At 33.7% G+C, this 18,814-nt stretch carries 17 protein-coding genes; all 17 read left to right on the top strand.

Annotated features, from left to right (window positions below; translation table 11 throughout):
- Positions 1-62: 62 nt before the first annotated feature.
- The 17 genes from AC5LXV_RS13500 (at position 63) to tssB (ending at position 18,805) form a co-directional block, all read left to right on the top strand.
- Positions 63-854 (top strand): DUF4123 domain-containing protein, encoded by a 792-nt coding sequence (locus AC5LXV_RS13500; protein ID WP_493466763.1) that lies wholly within the window; start codon positions 63-65, stop codon positions 852-854.
- A 22-nt stretch (positions 855-876) separates the two neighbouring features.
- Entirely contained in the window at positions 877-6,195 is a 5,319-nt protein-coding gene (locus AC5LXV_RS13495; protein ID WP_493466762.1) for an RHS repeat-associated core domain-containing protein, read from the top strand.
- A gap of 9 nt (positions 6,196-6,204) precedes the next feature.
- Positions 6,205-6,633, top strand: a complete 429-nt coding sequence (locus tag AC5LXV_RS13490; protein WP_493466761.1) for an NTF2 fold immunity protein — start codon at positions 6,205-6,207, stop codon at positions 6,631-6,633.
- A gap of 392 nt (positions 6,634-7,025) precedes the next feature.
- The gene (locus tag AC5LXV_RS13485; RefSeq protein ID WP_493466760.1) at positions 7,026-7,454 is read left to right on the top strand and encodes an NTF2 fold immunity protein; all 429 of its coding nucleotides are present in this window, start codon (positions 7,026-7,028) and stop codon (positions 7,452-7,454) included.
- A 685-nt stretch (positions 7,455-8,139) separates the two neighbouring features.
- The gene (locus AC5LXV_RS13480; protein WP_493451186.1) at positions 8,140-8,565 is read left to right on the top strand and encodes a hypothetical protein; all 426 of its coding nucleotides are present in this window, start codon (positions 8,140-8,142) and stop codon (positions 8,563-8,565) included.
- Between the two features lie 558 nt (positions 8,566-9,123).
- Entirely contained in the window at positions 9,124-9,549 is a 426-nt protein-coding gene (locus tag AC5LXV_RS13475) for a hypothetical protein (RefSeq protein WP_493466759.1), read from the top strand.
- A 542-nt stretch (positions 9,550-10,091) separates the two neighbouring features.
- Complete coding sequence (locus AC5LXV_RS13470; RefSeq protein WP_493466758.1) at positions 10,092-10,859, top strand: DUF6882 domain-containing protein; 768 nt, start codon at positions 10,092-10,094, stop codon at positions 10,857-10,859.
- A gap of 126 nt (positions 10,860-10,985) precedes the next feature.
- On the top strand, positions 10,986-11,408 hold the full coding sequence (locus tag AC5LXV_RS13465; protein WP_493466757.1) for a hypothetical protein: 423 nt from the start codon (positions 10,986-10,988) through the stop codon (positions 11,406-11,408).
- A 391-nt stretch (positions 11,409-11,799) separates the two neighbouring features.
- Entirely contained in the window at positions 11,800-12,231 is a 432-nt protein-coding gene (locus AC5LXV_RS13460) for a hypothetical protein (RefSeq protein ID WP_493466756.1), read from the top strand.
- Between the two features lie 390 nt (positions 12,232-12,621).
- The gene (locus tag AC5LXV_RS13455; protein ID WP_493466755.1) at positions 12,622-13,047 is read left to right on the top strand and encodes a hypothetical protein; all 426 of its coding nucleotides are present in this window, start codon (positions 12,622-12,624) and stop codon (positions 13,045-13,047) included.
- Between the two features lie 390 nt (positions 13,048-13,437).
- Positions 13,438-13,872: an NTF2 fold immunity protein gene (locus tag AC5LXV_RS13450; protein WP_493466754.1), complete on the top strand. Its 435-nt coding sequence runs from the start codon at positions 13,438-13,440 to the stop codon at positions 13,870-13,872.
- A 312-nt stretch (positions 13,873-14,184) separates the two neighbouring features.
- Complete coding sequence (locus tag AC5LXV_RS13445; RefSeq protein WP_493466753.1) at positions 14,185-14,955, top strand: DUF6882 domain-containing protein; 771 nt, start codon at positions 14,185-14,187, stop codon at positions 14,953-14,955.
- Between the two features lie 219 nt (positions 14,956-15,174).
- Entirely contained in the window at positions 15,175-15,600 is a 426-nt protein-coding gene (locus AC5LXV_RS13440) for a hypothetical protein (protein WP_493466752.1), read from the top strand.
- 639 nt (positions 15,601-16,239) lie between these two features.
- The gene (locus AC5LXV_RS13435; RefSeq protein WP_181415916.1) at positions 16,240-16,401 is read left to right on the top strand and encodes a hypothetical protein; all 162 of its coding nucleotides are present in this window, start codon (positions 16,240-16,242) and stop codon (positions 16,399-16,401) included.
- A gap of 36 nt (positions 16,402-16,437) precedes the next feature.
- Positions 16,438-17,310, top strand: coding sequence for a DUF6882 domain-containing protein (locus AC5LXV_RS13430; protein WP_493466751.1), 873 nt, complete (start codon positions 16,438-16,440; stop codon positions 17,308-17,310).
- 322 nt (positions 17,311-17,632) lie between these two features.
- A complete protein-coding gene (locus AC5LXV_RS13425) occupies positions 17,633-17,953 on the top strand; it encodes a hypothetical protein (RefSeq protein ID WP_493451198.1) in 321 nt (106 codons plus the stop codon).
- A 360-nt stretch (positions 17,954-18,313) separates the two neighbouring features.
- A complete protein-coding gene (gene tssB / locus AC5LXV_RS13420; protein WP_493445109.1) occupies positions 18,314-18,805 on the top strand; it encodes a type VI secretion system contractile sheath small subunit in 492 nt (163 codons plus the stop codon).
- The last annotated feature ends 9 nt before the right edge of the window (positions 18,806-18,814 follow it).

The following is an 18,814-nucleotide window of genomic DNA, read 5'->3' as shown; positions in this document are numbered from 1 at the left end:
ATAGATAACTGATAAACGATAACCGCTAATACATAACAAAAGTTGATCGTAAGGGAGTACAAATGAGCACGATTTCGCTTACTGAGTGGGTTGCGATAACAGCAAGATCTCAAATGCCACTTTATGCTGTTTTATCCAATGTTAGTGATGCCCAAGCTATTAAAAATTATTACCTTCATGATGGTTCGCAAACACCATATGGACTCTATTCTCAAACACCTTATGAAAATTGGTTTTCGGTCATGCCAATGTTGGTAAGGCTTGATGAAAATAGCCCTTTTCTAAAATGGATAGCCGAAACAGAACATAAAGACTGGGGCTGGCTTGCTCGTTCTCATTTACCATTTGAATCGATTTGTTGTCATTTACGCTCGTTGACTCAAGTGATTATGCCAGTCAATGAAGAAACGGTTTTTTTCCGTTATTGGGATGGAAGTTACCTCTCAATTATGCTTGATTACTTTGTCGATAGTTGGCAAGAGATCCTACCGGCCTTTGCGTTTTATTGGATTAATAATCAACACTATGTAGTTGATATTCCAGTAGAACAACAAGCTCAACAAACCCCTTGGTGGCGGATACCGCAAGAGTTAATAAATACAATAATGAAAGATAATCCAACAACAATAATAACTAATTTATTGTTATGGTTAAAAGAAACCTATCCATCATATTATGAAACTTTGCCGGAAATTCTAATTAAGCAGCGAATATTAGCCTTATGGCAATCACAATCAGCTAAATATAACGTTATTGATAATCTCATCATAAACAACTTAAAAACAAAATTAGTCGAAGAACTAGAGTTAGTTACCAATCCATTTGAAGAACTGGAGAGTGAATTTTTTAGTTAGTTTTGAATAAAAGGATATTAGCATGTTAACACCAATTGAATTTATTGAAGATGAACTAGAGTTATTTAAAAATAAGCAAATTATCACGACAGAATATAAGCAGTTTTTAGAAAAAGGTTATGTTCAATTTGCGAATGGCGCGTTAGATTTAATAGGGTTACCTAATCTGGAAATGGACAGGGTGACCGTTATCAATGATGTAGAATCTAAAAAAGAATCACTATCAAAAACTAAAAAAAATAAATCATGGGAGAGTGACAATTATTCTTCAGCAAAGTGTGAAAAAGATGGAACGATGAAAATTGTTCTAAAATACGAATCAGCCTTCGACCTACCTATTCCCGATGTTAAGATTGAAGTATATGGTGATGTAAGGGATATGACATTCCAAACTGGCGAAATATATGTAAACCCTATACTTAAACTCGTGGATCTGGTAGCAAGTGACAAGACTGATAACGACGGTACAGTTGTTTTTTCGGGATTAACTCCCGGAAAAAATTACTATATTCGGGCGACAGATGATAAATTAATTGAGCATAATCAAGCGTTGTACTTGGCCTATGACGATTTAGTACTAACTGCCTACGAACGATTAGCTGCACAGTGGCCAAAACGTAAACAAAAGTGGTTAGATGAGCCGCTTGGTGAAAACATATTAGAAAAATTTAAGGATTCAGTTTGGAAGGGCTTTATTAGTGTTTGGGATGACGTGACGCTAGCATGGGATCTTCTAACCGATCCTATAAAATATATAGAAGAATTTAACAATGCAAAAGCACAATTAGGAGAATTATTAAATGGCATAACTTTTGATTTATCTGAAATCGGAAAGATATTGGAAGAAGATAAACAAAAAGCAAAAGAGTTCTTAGCTTTAACTCGAGACGAAGCTATGATGTATATCGTTGGTCGCTATTTAATTTCCGAAATCGTTTCCTATCCATGGGGTAAGGTTTTAAATGAGCTTGTCAAAATTGGTGGTTCACTGTTAGGTGAATTATTAAGAGGGATATTATTTGGCGCTATATTATCTGTTGTCAATCCTGTCCTTGGTCCTATCTTCTTGTCATTACGAATAATCCGTGCTGGTTTAAATTTAATACGTGCAGTTAATATGATATTGAAGCCTATAAATATTATAATTTCGCAAGCTACTAATTTAATCGCTAAGTTTTTTAATAAGATTAAGCTTAAGAATGCCGAGCGTCTTAGTATAAGCAACAATTTAAAAAAAGATAAAGTTAATGTTTTTAATAGCACCCAGAATACGAAACCAATATTGGATGGAAATGGCAATATAAAACTTAATGTTCACCCTGACAATAAGAATGGTGGGGTAAGCACTATTAATCAAAACAGAGCCCCAAATGATAGTGGTATTATTCCGACTAATATTAATCATAATACTACTCCAACTCCTCATCATCAAAATACTAAAGGTAAAGCTGAAGCTGAAACTGGAGGTAACAGCAAAGGTAAAGATCAAGATGGAGGTAACAGCAAAGGTAGCGGAAAAGGTAACGGTAAAGGTGGAGGTAGCAATAAAGATAACGGTAAAGATAACGGTAAAGGTAAAGGTAAAGGTAAAGGTACATCAACGTCTGAAACCCCCAGTGGAAAAAAATCACAACCTGATAAAGATACCAAAAAAAAGGCTGACCCTATTTCAATGGTTACTGGCGAAGAGTTACTATTACTCGATGATGTCACCTTACTAGGACTATATCCTTTTGCCTTCCAACGGCAATATCGTACAACAGCGGTAGAGATAAACTCTGTCTTTGGTTATGGTTGGAGTCACTCTTTACAACACCATTTTTTATTTAACGATGAAGATAACACTATCATTTGGACCGATCATGAGAATTTAATCAATACACTCGATTTACCAAGTAAGAATATGCCCATATCCGCCAATAAACTCGCTAAAGCCGCGGTCTGGTTAAGTGAAAAAGAGAATGAATATCTATTTACTGCTGCCTGTTTAAATGGTTGGGTTATGCATGTTAATCGCTTATCGGATAATCATGGACAGGTCACTGCCTTTTCGCAAAACAAGCAAAAATTATTGGTTCATTATGACCCAGAAAAGCAGCTTCCGGTCAAATTGGAAAATCCAGCCGGTGCTTCACTCCTATTCTATTATATTGAGACCGAACAGGGCGATAGATTATCTGAAATTCGCTTAGCTCGCCATATCACCATCGCTGGCTCGGAGCCTCAATGCCTAATACGTTATACTTATGACGAACAAGGGCAATTAAGTGAAGTGATTAATCCCGTTAACGAAGTCGAACGTTATGAGTACCGCTCCGATTTTGTTTTTACCAAAAGACAACTGGCTGGCGGTACCGAATTTTATTGGGAATGGATTGGTGAAGGCAAATCGGTTCGAGCGCTTCGACAATGGAGTAATATACCCAATACAGAAATTAATTTTAAATGGGATACCGCCTCCGGCACCTCAGAAGCCATTTATGCTGATGGTAGCAAAGAGATTTTTGTACATGATAAACAGACCGCCCGTTTGCTTAAAACGGTCTCAGCCAGTGGCACCACAACCACTCGCCATTATGGTCAAGATGGTGAACTAATCGCGGAAATCGATCCTGCCGGTCACGTAACAGAATTTGATTATGATGATGAATTAAATTGCACGTTAATGCGTTTTCCTGATGGTCAAGTGGTAACTAATCGCTATAATCGCGGTTTATTGATGGAGCGCACACATTATAGTGCTGATAGATTAGAGATTAGACGAGAAAAATGGCGCTACGACTATGACGGTAATTTGATAACTTATATCGACCCAATGAAGTTAGAAACCAACTATCGCTGGTCGGAAAATGGCTCACTCTCCGCCGTTATCTATCCGGATAACACCTCGGAGCGCTATACCTTTAATGCACTCGGTCAATTGCTTGAATACCAAAATACCAGTGGAGAAGTAATGTACTATCGTTATAATGCACTGGGTCAACTGATTTTTGAGAGCACAACCGATCCTAATTCGACAAATAATATTGATGCTGTGCAGGCAACTCGATGGGTATGGGATGATATCGGTCGCTTAGTGGCGGTTCACTGGCCAGATGGAACATCACGCAAATTTAGCTATAACCCTTATGGTAGTGTCACGAAAGAGATTGATGAAAAGCAGCGGGTCACTCATTTTGAATATCACCCAAATACGCCATTTATTAAACGAATTTATTACCCGGATAACAGCTATACGCAGTATGAATATAACAATATTCACTGTAAAATCAGCGATATTATTAATCATAATGGTGACCGTTACCATATTGATTATACGCCAACTGGCAAAATACAATCGGAACGATTATTCGATGGCCGTCAAATTTTTTGGGAATATGATGTCAATGACCAGATAATAAAACGCACCGAGTATGGCGATAGCGGACGGCAAGAAACCGCATTAGTCACTCAATATGAGCGAGATATCCATGGGCGTTTAATCGCACGAACGCTCCCGGATGGTCAAAAGATAGCCTATCGTTATAACGGCTTTGGTCAGTTGCTCGAAGTAGATGATGGCCAATGGCCGCTAGTTTGGCAATATGACAAATGTGGTCGCCTAATCCAAGAGCATCAAGGATTTAGTAGTCAATACTTCGATTACGATGCCGTCGGCCGCTTATACCGAATGCGGATGCCAGATGGCAATATACTCGCTTACCATTACCATGGCGATAACGTAAGTCAAATTGACTTAAATGGGCAACCACTTTCAACCCACCGTTGGCAACAAGGTCAAGAAATTGATCGAACCCTGGGGCGATTTGGTGAGTTAAATTGGCGCAACCAGTTTGACAGCATGGGCCGATTGCTGCATCAACGTATTACGGTTGGTGACAATATCATAAAACCGATTGAGCGCCACTATCAATACAATCAGGTAGGTGAGCTAACCCAAATTACCGATACCTATAAGGGTATCAAAAAATTCACCCATGATTTAAAAAGCCGATTAGCTAGTGCAAACCATAAGCCTTATAACCATAAACAACTGCCTGATGAGTTAAGCTTTAAAGGCTATCACGAGCAGTTTATTTATGATGGTGCCAATAACCTGTTAAGCAGTGACGCCCCACTTGATGCGCTTAAAGGCGATAAACAGTCCAATACCGCCGCGAGCACCCAAGTTAGCGCCAACCGTTTAAAAATTCAGGGCGATAGGCATTATGAATATGATGAATATGGTAATGTGATAAAAGAGTTACGTGGCAAACGGCAACATACCGAACATCAGTTTAAATGGGACTGCCAACATCGATTAATTGAATTTAAAAAAATTCGCCACTATCGGGATAATGATTTTCATCAAGCGGTAGAAACCGTGCACACTTATACTTACGATGCCTTTGGACGGCGTATCAGTAAAACGGATAAGCAAACCGGGGATAAAACCCTGTTCTTTTGGCAGGGGGATAAATTAATTACTGAATGTCATGCCGACGATGCCGATTTTAGTCCATCGGCGGTCCGCAATCAGGGGAGCAAAGCGGAAGACTACCGCTGTTGCAGCTATATTTACGAGCCGAGTGAGGATAGTTTTATTCCCCTAGCGCAGTTACAGGGGCGGGGGCGCGGTGGTCAGATCTACTACTACCTTACCGATCAACTAGGCACACCGCAAGAGCTAATCAGCGCCAATGGAGATATCGTCTGGAGTGGTATTTACAAATCTTATGGCCAAATTGCTATAGCCGCCGGCACTAACGACCAGAATCTACGATTTCAGGGACAGTATTTTGACCAAGAGTCGGGATTACACTATAATTTAAACCGTTACTATGATCCCTATTGTGGGCGCTACTTTAGCCAAGATCCGATAGGACTAGATGGTGGCGAAAATACCTATGCTTATGTGTTTGATCCACTGGCATGGATTGACCCATTGGGATTAGCGAAAGTACCTAAAATAAAAATGAATCAAGCAGGTCAAATAACTTCAGCATCGGCAAAAGTTACGAAAAAGGATATAGGAAAAGGAACGCCAACTAACCAGAAAGCACGTGATTGGGCCCGTTCAAGAGGTAACAATGATGATGATGCAGGTCATATATTAGGTGCGCTTTTAGGTGGTTCAGGTACTGATCCAAGAAACATATTCCCCCAAGTAGTGAAGATAAATCGTGGTGCGTATCGGGTTTTTGAAGGTAAAATTAGAAACTATATAAACAAACATGGAACAGTACATTTAGAGTGGAAATTTGTATACGACAATGGTGGAACGCGACCGACCAAGATTATTTATATCGTTAAACAAAAAGGTAAGGTGGTAATGAAAGAAAAGTTCAAGAATCAAATATAGAGGTGTATTATGGAACCCAATATACAAGAAGCAGTAGCAGTACTAAAAAAATTTATTATCGCAATGAATAGATGGGAGGTATATTTTTTTAATTTAACTGAAGAATACGATGAAAATAGTAAAAATTCTGATTCTTTAACCCCCAAAATCCAAGAAGAGCTTGATGCTATATTTAATAGCTATTGTACCTTAAAAGAACGAAAATACGGAAGGCAAGCTGGTTTAGCTCTTGGATTCCCGCCAGATTATTCTCCCGATGAAGAAATACTGACAACCGAGGTGTTAAACAAAAATAAAATTGCCATCGAAACCCAAGATCATTCTATCTTGGAATATCGCTATCGTTATACGCTTCACTATAAAAATAAAGAGTGGCGAATCGATAAAAAAGAAGCTTATAATGACGAGTACGATAAATGGGAAAGATGGATTCTGTAGAGGATAGTTAAATTAAAGTTTAACGATATTAATTTGCAGTAAGCTTTTAAATCGTAGTTTTAAAGATAGTTCACTCTTAATATGCATCGTTGCCATCTTCAATCAGTTAAAACCGGTCAGGTTTTAACTGAACCTTCATATTTTGCCTATTTAAAATACAGATACTTGAAGACTAGCCTAATAAACGGCGTAATTGACATGAAATAAAATCATGTAAACCATCATTTTCTTCATCTATTTCTAATCTATCCTAACCTAGAAAAGTGTTAGATATCTAAATATTTACATTGGTTTGCATAACCGGATTAATATACTTGCACTTAAACTATGGCAGCGTTATTATCTGTAATGGTATTGATAAATTAGCTGGTTAGTAAATGGAAGGACGCATTATGGAACCCAATATACAAGAAGCAGTAGCAGTACTAAAAAAATTTATTATCGCAATGAATAAATGGGAAGTATATTATCATGCTTTAACTATGGACTACATTGACCAAGGTAAAAAGTTAGCACCCTTGGATGCCAAAAAGGGGGAGGAACTTGATGCAATATTTAATACTTATTGTACCTTAAAAGAGCGAAAATATGGTAGGCAAGCTGCGTTAAATACTGGATGTCCACCAGAATATTCTCCCGATGAAGAAATACTGACAACCGAGGTGTTAAACAAAAATAAAATTGCCATCGAAACCCAAGATCATTCTATCTTGGAATATCGCTATCGTTATACGCTTCACTATAAAAATAAAGAGTGGCGAATCGATAAAAAAGAAGCTTATAATGACGAGTACGATAAATGGGAAAGATGGATTCTGTAGAGGATAGTTAAATTAAAGTTTAACGATTTAAATTTGCAGTAAGTGCAGTATGTTTTTAAGTCGTAGTTTTAAAGATAGTTCACTCTTAATATGCGTTGTTGCCATCTTCAATCAGTTAAAACCGGTCAGGTTTTAACTGAACCTTCATATTTTGCCTATTTAAAATACAGATACTAGAAGACTAGCCTAATAAACGACATAATTGACATGAAATAAAATCATGTAAACCACTATTTTCTTCATCTATCTCTAATCTATCCTAACCGCAGTTTAGGCGATTTGTTTGATAAACAGCGTAATTGACATGAAGTTAAATCATGTAAACCATCATTTTCTTCATCTATTTCTAATTTATCCTAACCGCAGTTTAGGCAAGTTGCTTGATAAACGGCGTAGTTGACATGAAATCAAATCATGTAAACCACTATTTTCTTCATCTATCTCTAATCTATCCTAACCGCAGTTTAGACGATTTACTTGATTCTGTATTTATTTCCAATTTATTCTGACAGTTAATTTAGGAGACTAACCTAACCTAGAAAGGTGTTTGATAATCTAAATAAGTATATTGGTTAGCAAAAGTTGATAAACATACTTGTACTTATTTTAATCTGTCGCTATTGTTTACTATGATAGTTCCAGTTCTTTAGATTAAAGGAAATAACCATAAGGAAATTTTATAATCATGACAAAGACAACATATAATAATCCTTATCATCCATATCCATATGAGATGCGCGGGCAATTTGCAGAAAAACAGGAGAAAGATAAGACTCGTTTTTTTGAGGTTAATTCATTTAAATATGATGAAGAAGAAATTAAATGGTTAAAAGAAAATGATATGTTTGAATACTCTGGATATGATATATATATCGAACAGTTAAATAGACCAATTACTGATAGTGATAGTGTTTTTTATTTGTATAAGATTGCAACTTATTATGCGGATCCTAATCAAGACGATCCTGAATTATTTAATGAAAGCACTTATTGTCATGAACGTTATTATTTTCAAAACATTGATGAATTACTCGAATTTGCTAATCATAAGTGGGGATTGGTTTTAAGTGATTTTGTACAGAAACATAAAACCCATATACCATCATATTAAAAACAGTTAACCGCCGGATAGTCATCCGGCTTTTTGTAATATTAGTAGTTACATAGCCGTATTCTCTATGTTTTGGTACTAGTTAATCACCATTAATCAAATCAGGGAGACCGTTATATTTCTAATTTATACTAACCTAAGTTTAGGTGATTTGTTTGATAAACGGGGTAATTGACGTGAAGTTAAATCATGTAAACCATCATTTTCTTCATCTATTTTTAATTTATCCTAACCGCAGTTTAGGCGATTTGTTTGATAAAAGGCGTAATTGACATGAAGTTAAATCATGTAAACCATCATTTTCTTCATCTATTTCTAATCTATCCTAACCGTTAATTTAGACGATTTACTTGATTCTGTATTTATTTTGAATTTATTCTGACAGTTAACTTATGAGACTAGCCTAACCTAGAAAGGGGTTAGATAATCTAAATAAGTATATTGGTTAGCAAAAGTTGATTAACATACTTGTGTATATTTTAATCTAGCGCTATTGTTTACTATGATAGTTCCAGTTCCCTAGATAAAAGGAAATAACCATAAGGAAATTTTATAATCATGACAAAGACAACATATAATAATCCTTATCATCCATATCCATATGAGATGCGCGGACAATGTGCAGAAAAACAGGAGAAAGATAAGACTCGGTTTTTTGAAATTTTTTCAATTAAATATGATGAAGAAGAAATTAAATGGTTAAAAGAAAATGATATGTTTGAACACTCTGGATATGATACGTATATCGAGCGGTTAAATAGACCAATTACTGATAGTGATAATGTTTTTTATTTGTACTATATTGAAACTTATTATGCGGATCCTAATCAAGACGATATTGAACTATTTAATGAAAGCTCTGATTGTTATGAGACTTATTATTTTCAAAACATTGATGAATTACTCGAATTTGCTAATCATAAGTGGGGATTGGTTTTAAGTGATTTTGTACCGAGTTATAAAACCCATATGCCATTATCTTAAAAACAGTTAACCGCCGGATAGCCATCCGGCTTTTTATAAAATTAATTATTAGTTACATAGCCGTATTCCCCCTATGTTTTGGTACTAGTTAATCACCATTAATCAAATCAGGGAGACCGTTATTTTTTGTATCTATTTCTAATCTATCCTAACCCGTAATAGCCGATATGACTAATAAACTGAGTAAGTATTATCATAAGTTCGATATCGCGAAGCGACCTATCAAGCGAAAATTAAATTAGTTTTATAACGGTAGCTCACCAAAAGATAGCGAAAACGTTAATAGATTTTATCTATATTCATCTCTATGATTTTGCATAAGAATAGTTAACTTGACTGTATCAATCGTTTGCTTAATAATTGAGCATGCAAAACCGGAAATGAGTCATGATAAAAAGGTTTGGTTTATTTCTCCTACTTAATCACCGAAATATCAGGTAGCAAATTGACAACATCATCTTAAAATTTTATTGGATGAATTTATAAAAATTAAATTATTTAAAATAATGAGTAATATTTAGATCTAAAAGTAAGGATGATATATGCAATTCTGGAAAAAATTATTATCAAAAAATAAAAAACTTGACCAATTTGGAGCGCATCAAGAAAAACAAACATTAGAAACCCTTATCGAACAATATGTTGGACTTGCTTTTGAAAAGCAAATGGATTTAGATGGTGTTATCAACGATAAGCCTTGGCAAATTGATATGCTCAAACAGCAACTTGTTTTTGGTAATGATTTATATTGTTCTTTTCAGCTATTGGGATCTTTTTCACATTTGAGCGAGACTTGGCTTTGGGCTTGGGGAAATGAACAAGCTGATCTTCCAAAAAATGTTATCGAACAGTCTCTTAAGCTTAAAAAATTTGGTGAAGAGAACAATATTGATTTATTTAAATTTCCTAAATTTGATGCCACCAAAGAAGATCTACATCCATTGGGAATTATTGCAAGTGGTATGTTTAACTCAAGTGGTTATTATGTCGGTAATTATGGTCAAGGTACACTTGTGTTAACTTTTAATAATGATTATATTGACCAAATTCATCAAGAGAAGGATACGCATTACCGCGTTGCTAGTGTAATCTCGCAATATATTGCCGGCTTTGAAGTAAATCACTATGCTGCTATAAAATACTATTTGCTAGCTAAAGATTATCAAATAACGTTTGATGATGGTTTAAAGCTGATCGCAACCAAAGGTGAAAAACAAATTAACGCAGAATTTGACGACTCATTGCGCTTACGTAACCTTGATACATCCTGTGATGATTCAGATTTTATCAAAACCAAAGATAAAAACTAAATGCTCATATAGGTATTTATGCTCTGATAAACATACTTGTGTATATTTTAATCTGTCGCTATTGTTTACTATGATAGTTCCAGTTCCTTAGATTAAAGGAAATAACCATAAGGAAATTGTATAATCATGACAAAGACAACATATAATAATCCTTATCATCCATATCCATATGAGATGCGTGGGCAATGTGCAGAAAGAAAAGAAAATAATAAATCTCGATTTTTTCAGATTTTTTCACTTGAATATGATGAAAAATATATAAAAAGGTTAAAAGAAATTGATGCGCTAGAACACTCAAAGTTAGGTAGATACCTTGGTTGGCTAAATAGACCAATTACTGATAGTGATAATGTTTTTTATTTGTACAAGTTTGAAACTTATTATGCGGATCCTAATCAAGAGGATCTTTATTTATTTAATAAAAGCATTGATTGTTATGAGGCTTATGTTTTTCAAAACATTGATGAATTATTTGAGTATGCTAATCATAAGTGGGGATTGGTTTTAAGTGATTTTGTACCGATTTATGAAACCCATATACCAGATTAAGAACAGTTAACTGCCGGATAGCCATCCGGCTTCTTATAAAATTAATTATTAGTTACATAGCCGTATTCCCGTATCTCTCCTCTGTTTTTGGTAACTAGTTAATCACCATTAATCAAATCAGGGAGACCGTTATTTTTTGCATCTATTTCTAATCTATCCTAACCGTTAATGTAGACGATTTACTTGATTCTGTATTTATTTCCAATTTATTCTGACAGTTAACTTAGGAGACTACCCTAACCTAGAAAGGTGTTTGATAATCTAAATAAGTATATTGGTTAGCAAAAGTTGATAAACATACTTGTGTATATTTTAATCTAGCGCTATTGTTTACTATGATAGTTCCAGTTCCCTAGATAAAAGGAAATAACCATAAGGAAATTGTATAAACATGACAAAGACAACATATAATAATCCTTATCATCCATATCCATATGAGATGCGCGGGCAATTTGCAGAAAAACAGGAGAAAGATAAGACTCGGTTTTTTCGGATTTATTCACTTGAATATGATAAAGAAATGATTAAGCGTTTCAAAGAAAATGATATATATGAGGACTCTAGATTTGATTCATATATCAGACGGTTAAATAGACCAATTACTGATAGTGATAATGTTTTTTATTTGTATAAGTTTGAAACTTATTATGCAGATCCTAAGCAAGAGAATCTTTCTTTATTTAATGAAGGAATTAATTGTTATGAACGCTATTATTTTCAAAACATTGATGAATTACTCGAGGTTGCTAATCATAAGTGGGGATTGGTATTAAGTGATTTCGTACCGAGTCGCGAAACACATTTCCCACTTAAAAATCTTTAACAGCCGGATACCCATCCGGCCTTTTATAAAATTAATTATTAGTCACATAGCCGTATTCCCCCTATGTTTTGGTACTAGTTAATCACCATTAATCAAATCAGGGCGACCGTTATTTTTTGCATCTATTTCTAATCTATCCTAACCGCAGTTTTGGCAAGTTGCTTGATAAACGGCGTAGTTGACATGAAGTTAAATCATGTAAACCACCATTTTCTTCATCTATCTCTAATTTATCCTAACATAGAAGGGGGGTAGATAATCTAAATAAGTATATTGGTTAGCAAAAGTTGATAAACATACTTGTGCATATTTTAATCTAGCGCTATTGTTTACTATGATAGTTCCAGTTCCCTAGATTAAAGGAAATAACCATAAGGAAATTGTATAAACATGGCAAAGACAACATATAATAATCCTTATCATCCATATCCCTATGAGATGCGCGGGCAATGTGCAGAAAAACAGGAGAAAGATAAGACTCGGTTTTTTGAGGTTCATTCATATAAATATGATAAAGAAAAAATACAACGGTTAAAAGAAAATGATATGTTTGAAGACTCTGGGTTGGCTAGGAAAATAGAACGGTTAAATAGACCAATTACTGATAGTGATAATGTTTTTTATTTGTATAAGTTTGAAACTTATTATGCGGATCCTAATCAAGACGAGATTGAATTATTTAATGAAAGCTCTAATTGTTATGAGACTTATTATTTTCAAAACATTGATGAATTACTCGAATTTGCTAATCATAACTGGGGATTGGTTTTAAGTGATTTTGTACCGAGTTATGAAACACATATACCATCATATTAAAAACAGTTAACCGCCGGATAGCATCCGGCTTTTTGTAATATTAGTTGCATAGCCGTATTCCCGTATCTCTCCTCTGTTTTTGGTAACTAGTTAATCACCATTAATCAAATCAGGGAGACCGTTATTTTTTGCATCTATTTCTAATCTATCCTAACCGCAGTTTAGGCAAGTTGTTTGATAAACGGCATAATTGACATGAAGTTAAATCATGTAAACCACCATTTTCTTCATCTATCTCTAATCTATCCTAATTTAAAAAAGTGTTAGATAATCTAAATATTTACATTGGTTTGCATAACCGGATTAATATAGTTGTGCTTAAACCATGGTAGCGTTATTATCTGTAATGGTATTGATAAATTAGCTGGTTAGTAAATGGAAGGACGCATTATGGAACCCAATATACAAGAAGCAGTAGCAGTACTAAAAAAATTTATTATCGCAATGAATAAATGGGAAGTATATTATGGTAATTTAACTATGGACTACGTAGACAAAGGTGAATATGAAAAGTTAGAATCCTTGGACCCCAAAAAGGGAGAGGAGCTTGATGCAATATTTAATACTTATTGTACCTTAAAAGAGCGGAAATATGGTAGGCAATCTGCTTTAAGTGTTAGATATCCACCAGAATATTCTCCTGATGAAGAAATACTGGCAACCGAAGTGTTAAAGAAAAATAAAATTGCCATTGAAACCCAAGATCATTCTATCTTGGAATATCGCTATCGTTATACGCTTCACTATAAAAATAAAGAGTGGCGAATCGATAAAAAAGAAGCTTATGATGACAAAGACGATAAATGGGAAAGGTGGATTCTGTAGAGGATAGTTAAATTAAGGCTTAACGATTTTAATTTGCAGTAAGTGTAGTAAGCTTTTAAATCGCAGTTTTAAATATAGTTTAAGTAATAAAATGCATTATAAGTTAAATATCATACTAGCTAAATGTAAAACGAAAATTAAGCTTGATATAATAACCAGTGCTGAAAGTTAGGAAACGATAATGTTAATATATTTTATCTAGTTTCAGTTCAATGATTTTGCATAAGAAGGTTAACTTGACCACGTGACTTATTTGCTTAATAATCAAGTATATTAAAATAGGTTATATTTATAACTAAATAAGGATGATATATGAATTTTTATAAAAATTTATTTGCTAAAAATAAAAAACTTGACCAATCTGGAGAAAATCAAGAAAATCAAGAAAATCAAGAAAATCAAGAAAATCAAGAAAATCAAGAAAAGCAAACATTTGAAGATCTTATCGAACAATATATTGGACTTGCTTTTGAAAAGCAAATGGATCTTGAAGATATTATTTACGGTAAGCCTTGGCAAATTGATATGGCCAAACAGCAACTTGTTTTTGGCGATGATTTATATTGTTCTTTTCAGCTATTGGGAACCTTTTCGCATTCATCCGAGACTTGGCTTTGGGCTTGGGGTAATGAACAATCACAACTTCCGAAAAATATTATCGAGCAGTCTCTTGAGCTTAAAAAAATTGGTGAAAAGAACAATATTGAATTATTAAAATTTCCTAAATTTGATGCCACCGAAGACGATCTACATTTATTTGGAATTATTGCTAGTGGTATGTTTAATTCAAGTGGTTATTATGTTGCTGATTATGGTCAAGGTACATTGGTGTTAACTTTTAATAATGAAGATATTGAACAAATTCATAAAAAGAACGACACTCATAACCGCGTTGCTAGCGTAATCCCGCAATTAATTGCCAATTATGACGTTAATCACTATGCTGCAATAAAACACTATTTGCTAGCTAAAAATTATCAAATAACCTTTGATGATGGTTCAAAGCTGATCGCAACCAAAGGGGAAAACCAAATCAGTGCAGAATTTGATAATTCATCGCGCTTAATTGGACTAAAAGGTTAAAAGCGATTATTAGTGAGAACATAGATAAAAGTTTATTAACAAAATATTAATTAGGCAGAAAATAACTGAACATTCATGTTATATGCCATAAGAATGCTCATATAGTTGTATATGCTCTAAGGAGGATTCTTATGTTTGCTTTAATCTGACGCTATTATTTGCCGTGATAGTTTCAGCTCGATAGATTAAAAGGAATAAACATAAGGAAATTTTATAAGTATGACAAAGACAACATATAATAATCCTTATCATCCATATCCATATGAAATGCGCGGGCAATTTGCAGAAAAGCAAAAGAATGATAAAACTCGTTTTTTTGAGCTTGATTCAATCAAATATGATGAGGAAAAAATTAAATCGTCAATAGAAAATGATTCATATAAATACTCTTTAAGTGAAATTTATATCGAACGGTTAAATAGACCAATTACTGATAGTGATAATGTTTTTTATTTGTATAAGATTGAATCTTATTATGCGGATCCTAACCTAGAGAAACGTGATTTATTCATTGACAGTATAAATTCTTATGAGCGCTATTATTTTCAAAACATTGATGAATTACTCGCGTTAGTTAATTATCGGTGGGGATTGGTTTTAACTGATTTTGTACCGATTTATGAAACCCATATACCACAATATTAAGAACAGTTAAACGCCGGATAGCCATCCGGCTTTTTGTAAAATTGATTATTAGCGGTATAGCCGTATTCCTCCTCTGTTTTTGGTAACTAGTTAATCACCATTAATCAAATCAGGTAGACTGTGATTTTTTGCATTTATTTCTAATCAATCCTAACCGCAGTTTAGGCGATTTGTTTGATAAACGACGTAATTGACATGAAATTAAATCACGCAAACACCATTTTCTGTATTCATTGCTAATTTATCCCAACCGTAATAGCCGTTATGACTAATAAATTGAGTAAGTATTATCATAAGTTCGATATCGCGAAGCGACCTATCAAGCGAAAATTAAACCAGTGTTATAACGGCAGTTCACCAAAAGGTAGCGAAAACGTTAATAGATTTTATCTATCTCAATCTCTATGATTTTACATAAGAATAGTTAACTTGACTGTATCAATCGTTTGCTTAATAATTGAGCATGTAAAACCGGAAGTGAATCATGATAAAAAGCTTTTAGGTTATTTTTCTTACTTAATCGCTGAAATAGCAGCTAGCAAATTGATAACATCATCTTAAAAAATTTATTGGGTGAATTTATAAAAATTAAATTATTTAAAATAATGAGTAATATTTAGATCTAAAAGGAAGGACGATATGAAATTATGGAAAAAATTATTATCAAAAATTAAAAAATTTGACCAATTTGTTGTAGAGCAAGCGAAACAAGATCCCAATATTCAAAAATACTTAACCGCTACTATAATTCGCAAAGTTATTTATCTACCAGGTAAATTATTGAATCTGGTAGTAAGTTAATATTATTGAATAATTGAGATAAAGGAGGTAATACCAATGAAAAAATATTTAGCTTTACTGATGTTATTGACAATATCACTAACTAGTTATGGTTCTCAGTTGCCAAATGAAACAGAAGTTCCTGCCCAATTTAACACACTCTTTTATGTTAGTAGCGAGCCTGATGGTCGTTTGTCTAGAGACATTAAAGAGTCACAACGCGACAATGGCGTAATTTTAACTAATCTTAATACCGAACAATATCAAGGAAAACACCCATTACAAGCCCTTATTGAACAATATGGAGGGAGTAGTTTTGAAAAACAAATGGATTTAGAAGATCTTATTGTCGGTAAGCCTTGGCAAATTGATATGGATGAACAGGAACTTGTTTTTGATGATGATTTATTATGTTCTTTTCAGCTATTGGGAACCTTTTCGCATTCGACCAAAACTTGGCTTTGGGCTTGGGCAAATGAACAATCAGATCTTCCTATAGATGTGATCGAGCAGTCTTTTGAACTTAAAAAATATGGTGAAAAGAACAATATTGATTTATTTAAAAAGGCTAAATTTGATGCCACCGAAGACGATCTCCCTATATTTGGACTTATTGCTAGTGGTATGTTTAACTCAAGTGGTTATTATGTCGCTAACTTTGGTTCAGGTACACTGGTGCTAACCTTTAACAATAAGGAAATTGACCAAATTCATAAAAAGAACGACACTCATAACCGCGTTGCTAGCGTAATCCCGCAATTAATTGCCAATTATGACGTTAATCACTATGCTGCAATAAAACACTATTTGCTAGCTAAAAATTATCAAATAACCTTTGATGATGGTTCAAAGCTGATCGCAACCAAAGGTAATAAACAAATTACCGCAGAATTTGATAATTTATCGCGCTTAATTGGACTAAAAGGCTAAAAGCGATTATTAGTGAAAACAGAGATAAAAGTTTATTAACAAAATATTAATTGGGTAGGAAGTAGAAAAATTCTGTTTTGAATATATAAATGACTGATTAGAAATAACAGAGAAAATAGCTGTTCTTTTACTCCGTTTTACTAATTGGTCAGTTATATTATGTTAAACTCAACCGAAAAAACGATAGTATATTCCGTTGAGAGCTTGGTTGTAGAACGAAAATATCAATTAAACTTTTTAAGGTAATATTAAATTTAGCAGCCAAGCACCAGTATTAAATTTTAGGTCTAAATCCCAAATAGCGAAAACAATAGATATAGTCATGATTGAAAGTATTATAAGCAGTATTAAGTTGATTACAGATCCCGGTATTTCGTCTGAAATAGATGTTTTTTTTCGAGATAAGGAGTGTGTTTTAGATTATGAAGTTTCAATTAAAGATAGTAAATATTTTGTGGAAGTTGAATTGAATCAACCTTCGAGAGCAATAGCGAGCGAGTTATTTATGTCTCTGATATCCTTTATTCAATATTCTCGTTTTACTTATTATCAACGGAATTTATTAGATAACACTATCATATATGAGTTAGTTACCGCAATTGATGATAGGGAGGGATTTTATTGTAAAGTTATATTTAAATAATAAATAGATATTAATTTTTATTACAGTAAATATCTGCCAGCTAAGGAATGCTATTTTACTGTTATTATCGTTGAAACTCACTTCTAAAAATCCAACACTATAACGTTGTTGAAAAATTGTTCTAAAAACGCATATCAAAGCAATAAATCGATTGTTAATTCAGGAAAAAAGTTATAAATATCATGTAAATAGCATAATATATTCTGTTTTGTATCATAAAAAATAGTTTTTTACTGCGACATTGTGTATATTATGTTAGTATTAGTTTTACACTAGAAGTAGAATAACAGAACTTTTTTAATTTAAATAGTAGTTAGGTAATAGTAATGGTTGTTTAATTTATGTAAAGGTGGTGTATCTATGAGTAAAAGTACCAGTGTTGCTCCAAAAGAGAGAATCAATATTAAGTACGTGCCGGCAACAGGCGATCAGGTTGAAGAAAAGGAATTACCTCTAAACCTAGTTGTTGTTGGTGATCACAAAGGTAGAGCTGAAGATAAATCGATCGAAGAACGTCAGCTAGTCTCTATAAACAAAAATAACTTCAATGATGTAATGGAAAAATCAGCAATAAGTTTGTCATTTAACGTGCCAAATAAGCTGGAAGATAATTCAGATGATGAATTGTCAATCAATCTTGATATCAAAAATCTTTCTTCTTTTAATCCTGATAACATTGCACAACAAGTACCAGAAATCAATAATTTAATCCAATTGCGCGAAGCACTCACTGCTCTAAAAGGTCCTATGGGAAATATCAAAGCTTTTAGAGAGGCGATTGCTAATGTATTGACTGATGAAGTATCAAGAAAAAATTTATTAGATGAGTTAAAACTTTCTGAGAACGAATAACTTTCTTGT

Source organism: Gilliamella sp. LMG 34359 (assembly GCF_984569085.1).
This window is presented reverse-complemented; position numbering and strand designations above follow the sequence as displayed.

Bases quoted from the DNA above. Each gene is read 5' to 3' on its own strand.
- AC5LXV_RS13500 (WP_493466763.1), top strand. From the start codon at position 63: ATGAGCACGATTTCGCTTACTGAGTGGGTTGCGATAACAGCAAGATCT.
- AC5LXV_RS13495 (WP_493466762.1), top strand. From the start codon at position 877: ATGTTAACACCAATTGAATTTATTGAAGATGAACTAGAGTTATTTAAA.
- AC5LXV_RS13490 (WP_493466761.1), top strand. From the start codon at position 6,205: ATGGAACCCAATATACAAGAAGCAGTAGCAGTACTAAAAAAATTTATT.
- AC5LXV_RS13485 (WP_493466760.1), top strand. From the start codon at position 7,026: ATGGAACCCAATATACAAGAAGCAGTAGCAGTACTAAAAAAATTTATT.
- AC5LXV_RS13480 (WP_493451186.1), top strand. From the start codon at position 8,140: ATGACAAAGACAACATATAATAATCCTTATCATCCATATCCATATGAG.
- AC5LXV_RS13475 (WP_493466759.1), top strand. From the start codon at position 9,124: ATGACAAAGACAACATATAATAATCCTTATCATCCATATCCATATGAG.
- AC5LXV_RS13470 (WP_493466758.1), top strand. From the start codon at position 10,092: ATGCAATTCTGGAAAAAATTATTATCAAAAAATAAAAAACTTGACCAA.
- AC5LXV_RS13465 (WP_493466757.1), top strand. From the start codon at position 10,986: ATGACAAAGACAACATATAATAATCCTTATCATCCATATCCATATGAG.
- AC5LXV_RS13460 (WP_493466756.1), top strand. From the start codon at position 11,800: ATGACAAAGACAACATATAATAATCCTTATCATCCATATCCATATGAG.
- AC5LXV_RS13455 (WP_493466755.1), top strand. From the start codon at position 12,622: ATGGCAAAGACAACATATAATAATCCTTATCATCCATATCCCTATGAG.
- AC5LXV_RS13450 (WP_493466754.1), top strand. From the start codon at position 13,438: ATGGAACCCAATATACAAGAAGCAGTAGCAGTACTAAAAAAATTTATT.
- AC5LXV_RS13445 (WP_493466753.1), top strand. From the start codon at position 14,185: ATGAATTTTTATAAAAATTTATTTGCTAAAAATAAAAAACTTGACCAA.
- AC5LXV_RS13440 (WP_493466752.1), top strand. From the start codon at position 15,175: ATGACAAAGACAACATATAATAATCCTTATCATCCATATCCATATGAA.
- AC5LXV_RS13435 (WP_181415916.1), top strand. From the start codon at position 16,240: ATGAAATTATGGAAAAAATTATTATCAAAAATTAAAAAATTTGACCAA.
- AC5LXV_RS13430 (WP_493466751.1), top strand. From the start codon at position 16,438: ATGAAAAAATATTTAGCTTTACTGATGTTATTGACAATATCACTAACT.
- AC5LXV_RS13425 (WP_493451198.1), top strand. From the start codon at position 17,633: ATGATTGAAAGTATTATAAGCAGTATTAAGTTGATTACAGATCCCGGT.
- tssB (WP_493445109.1), top strand. From the start codon at position 18,314: ATGAGTAAAAGTACCAGTGTTGCTCCAAAAGAGAGAATCAATATTAAG.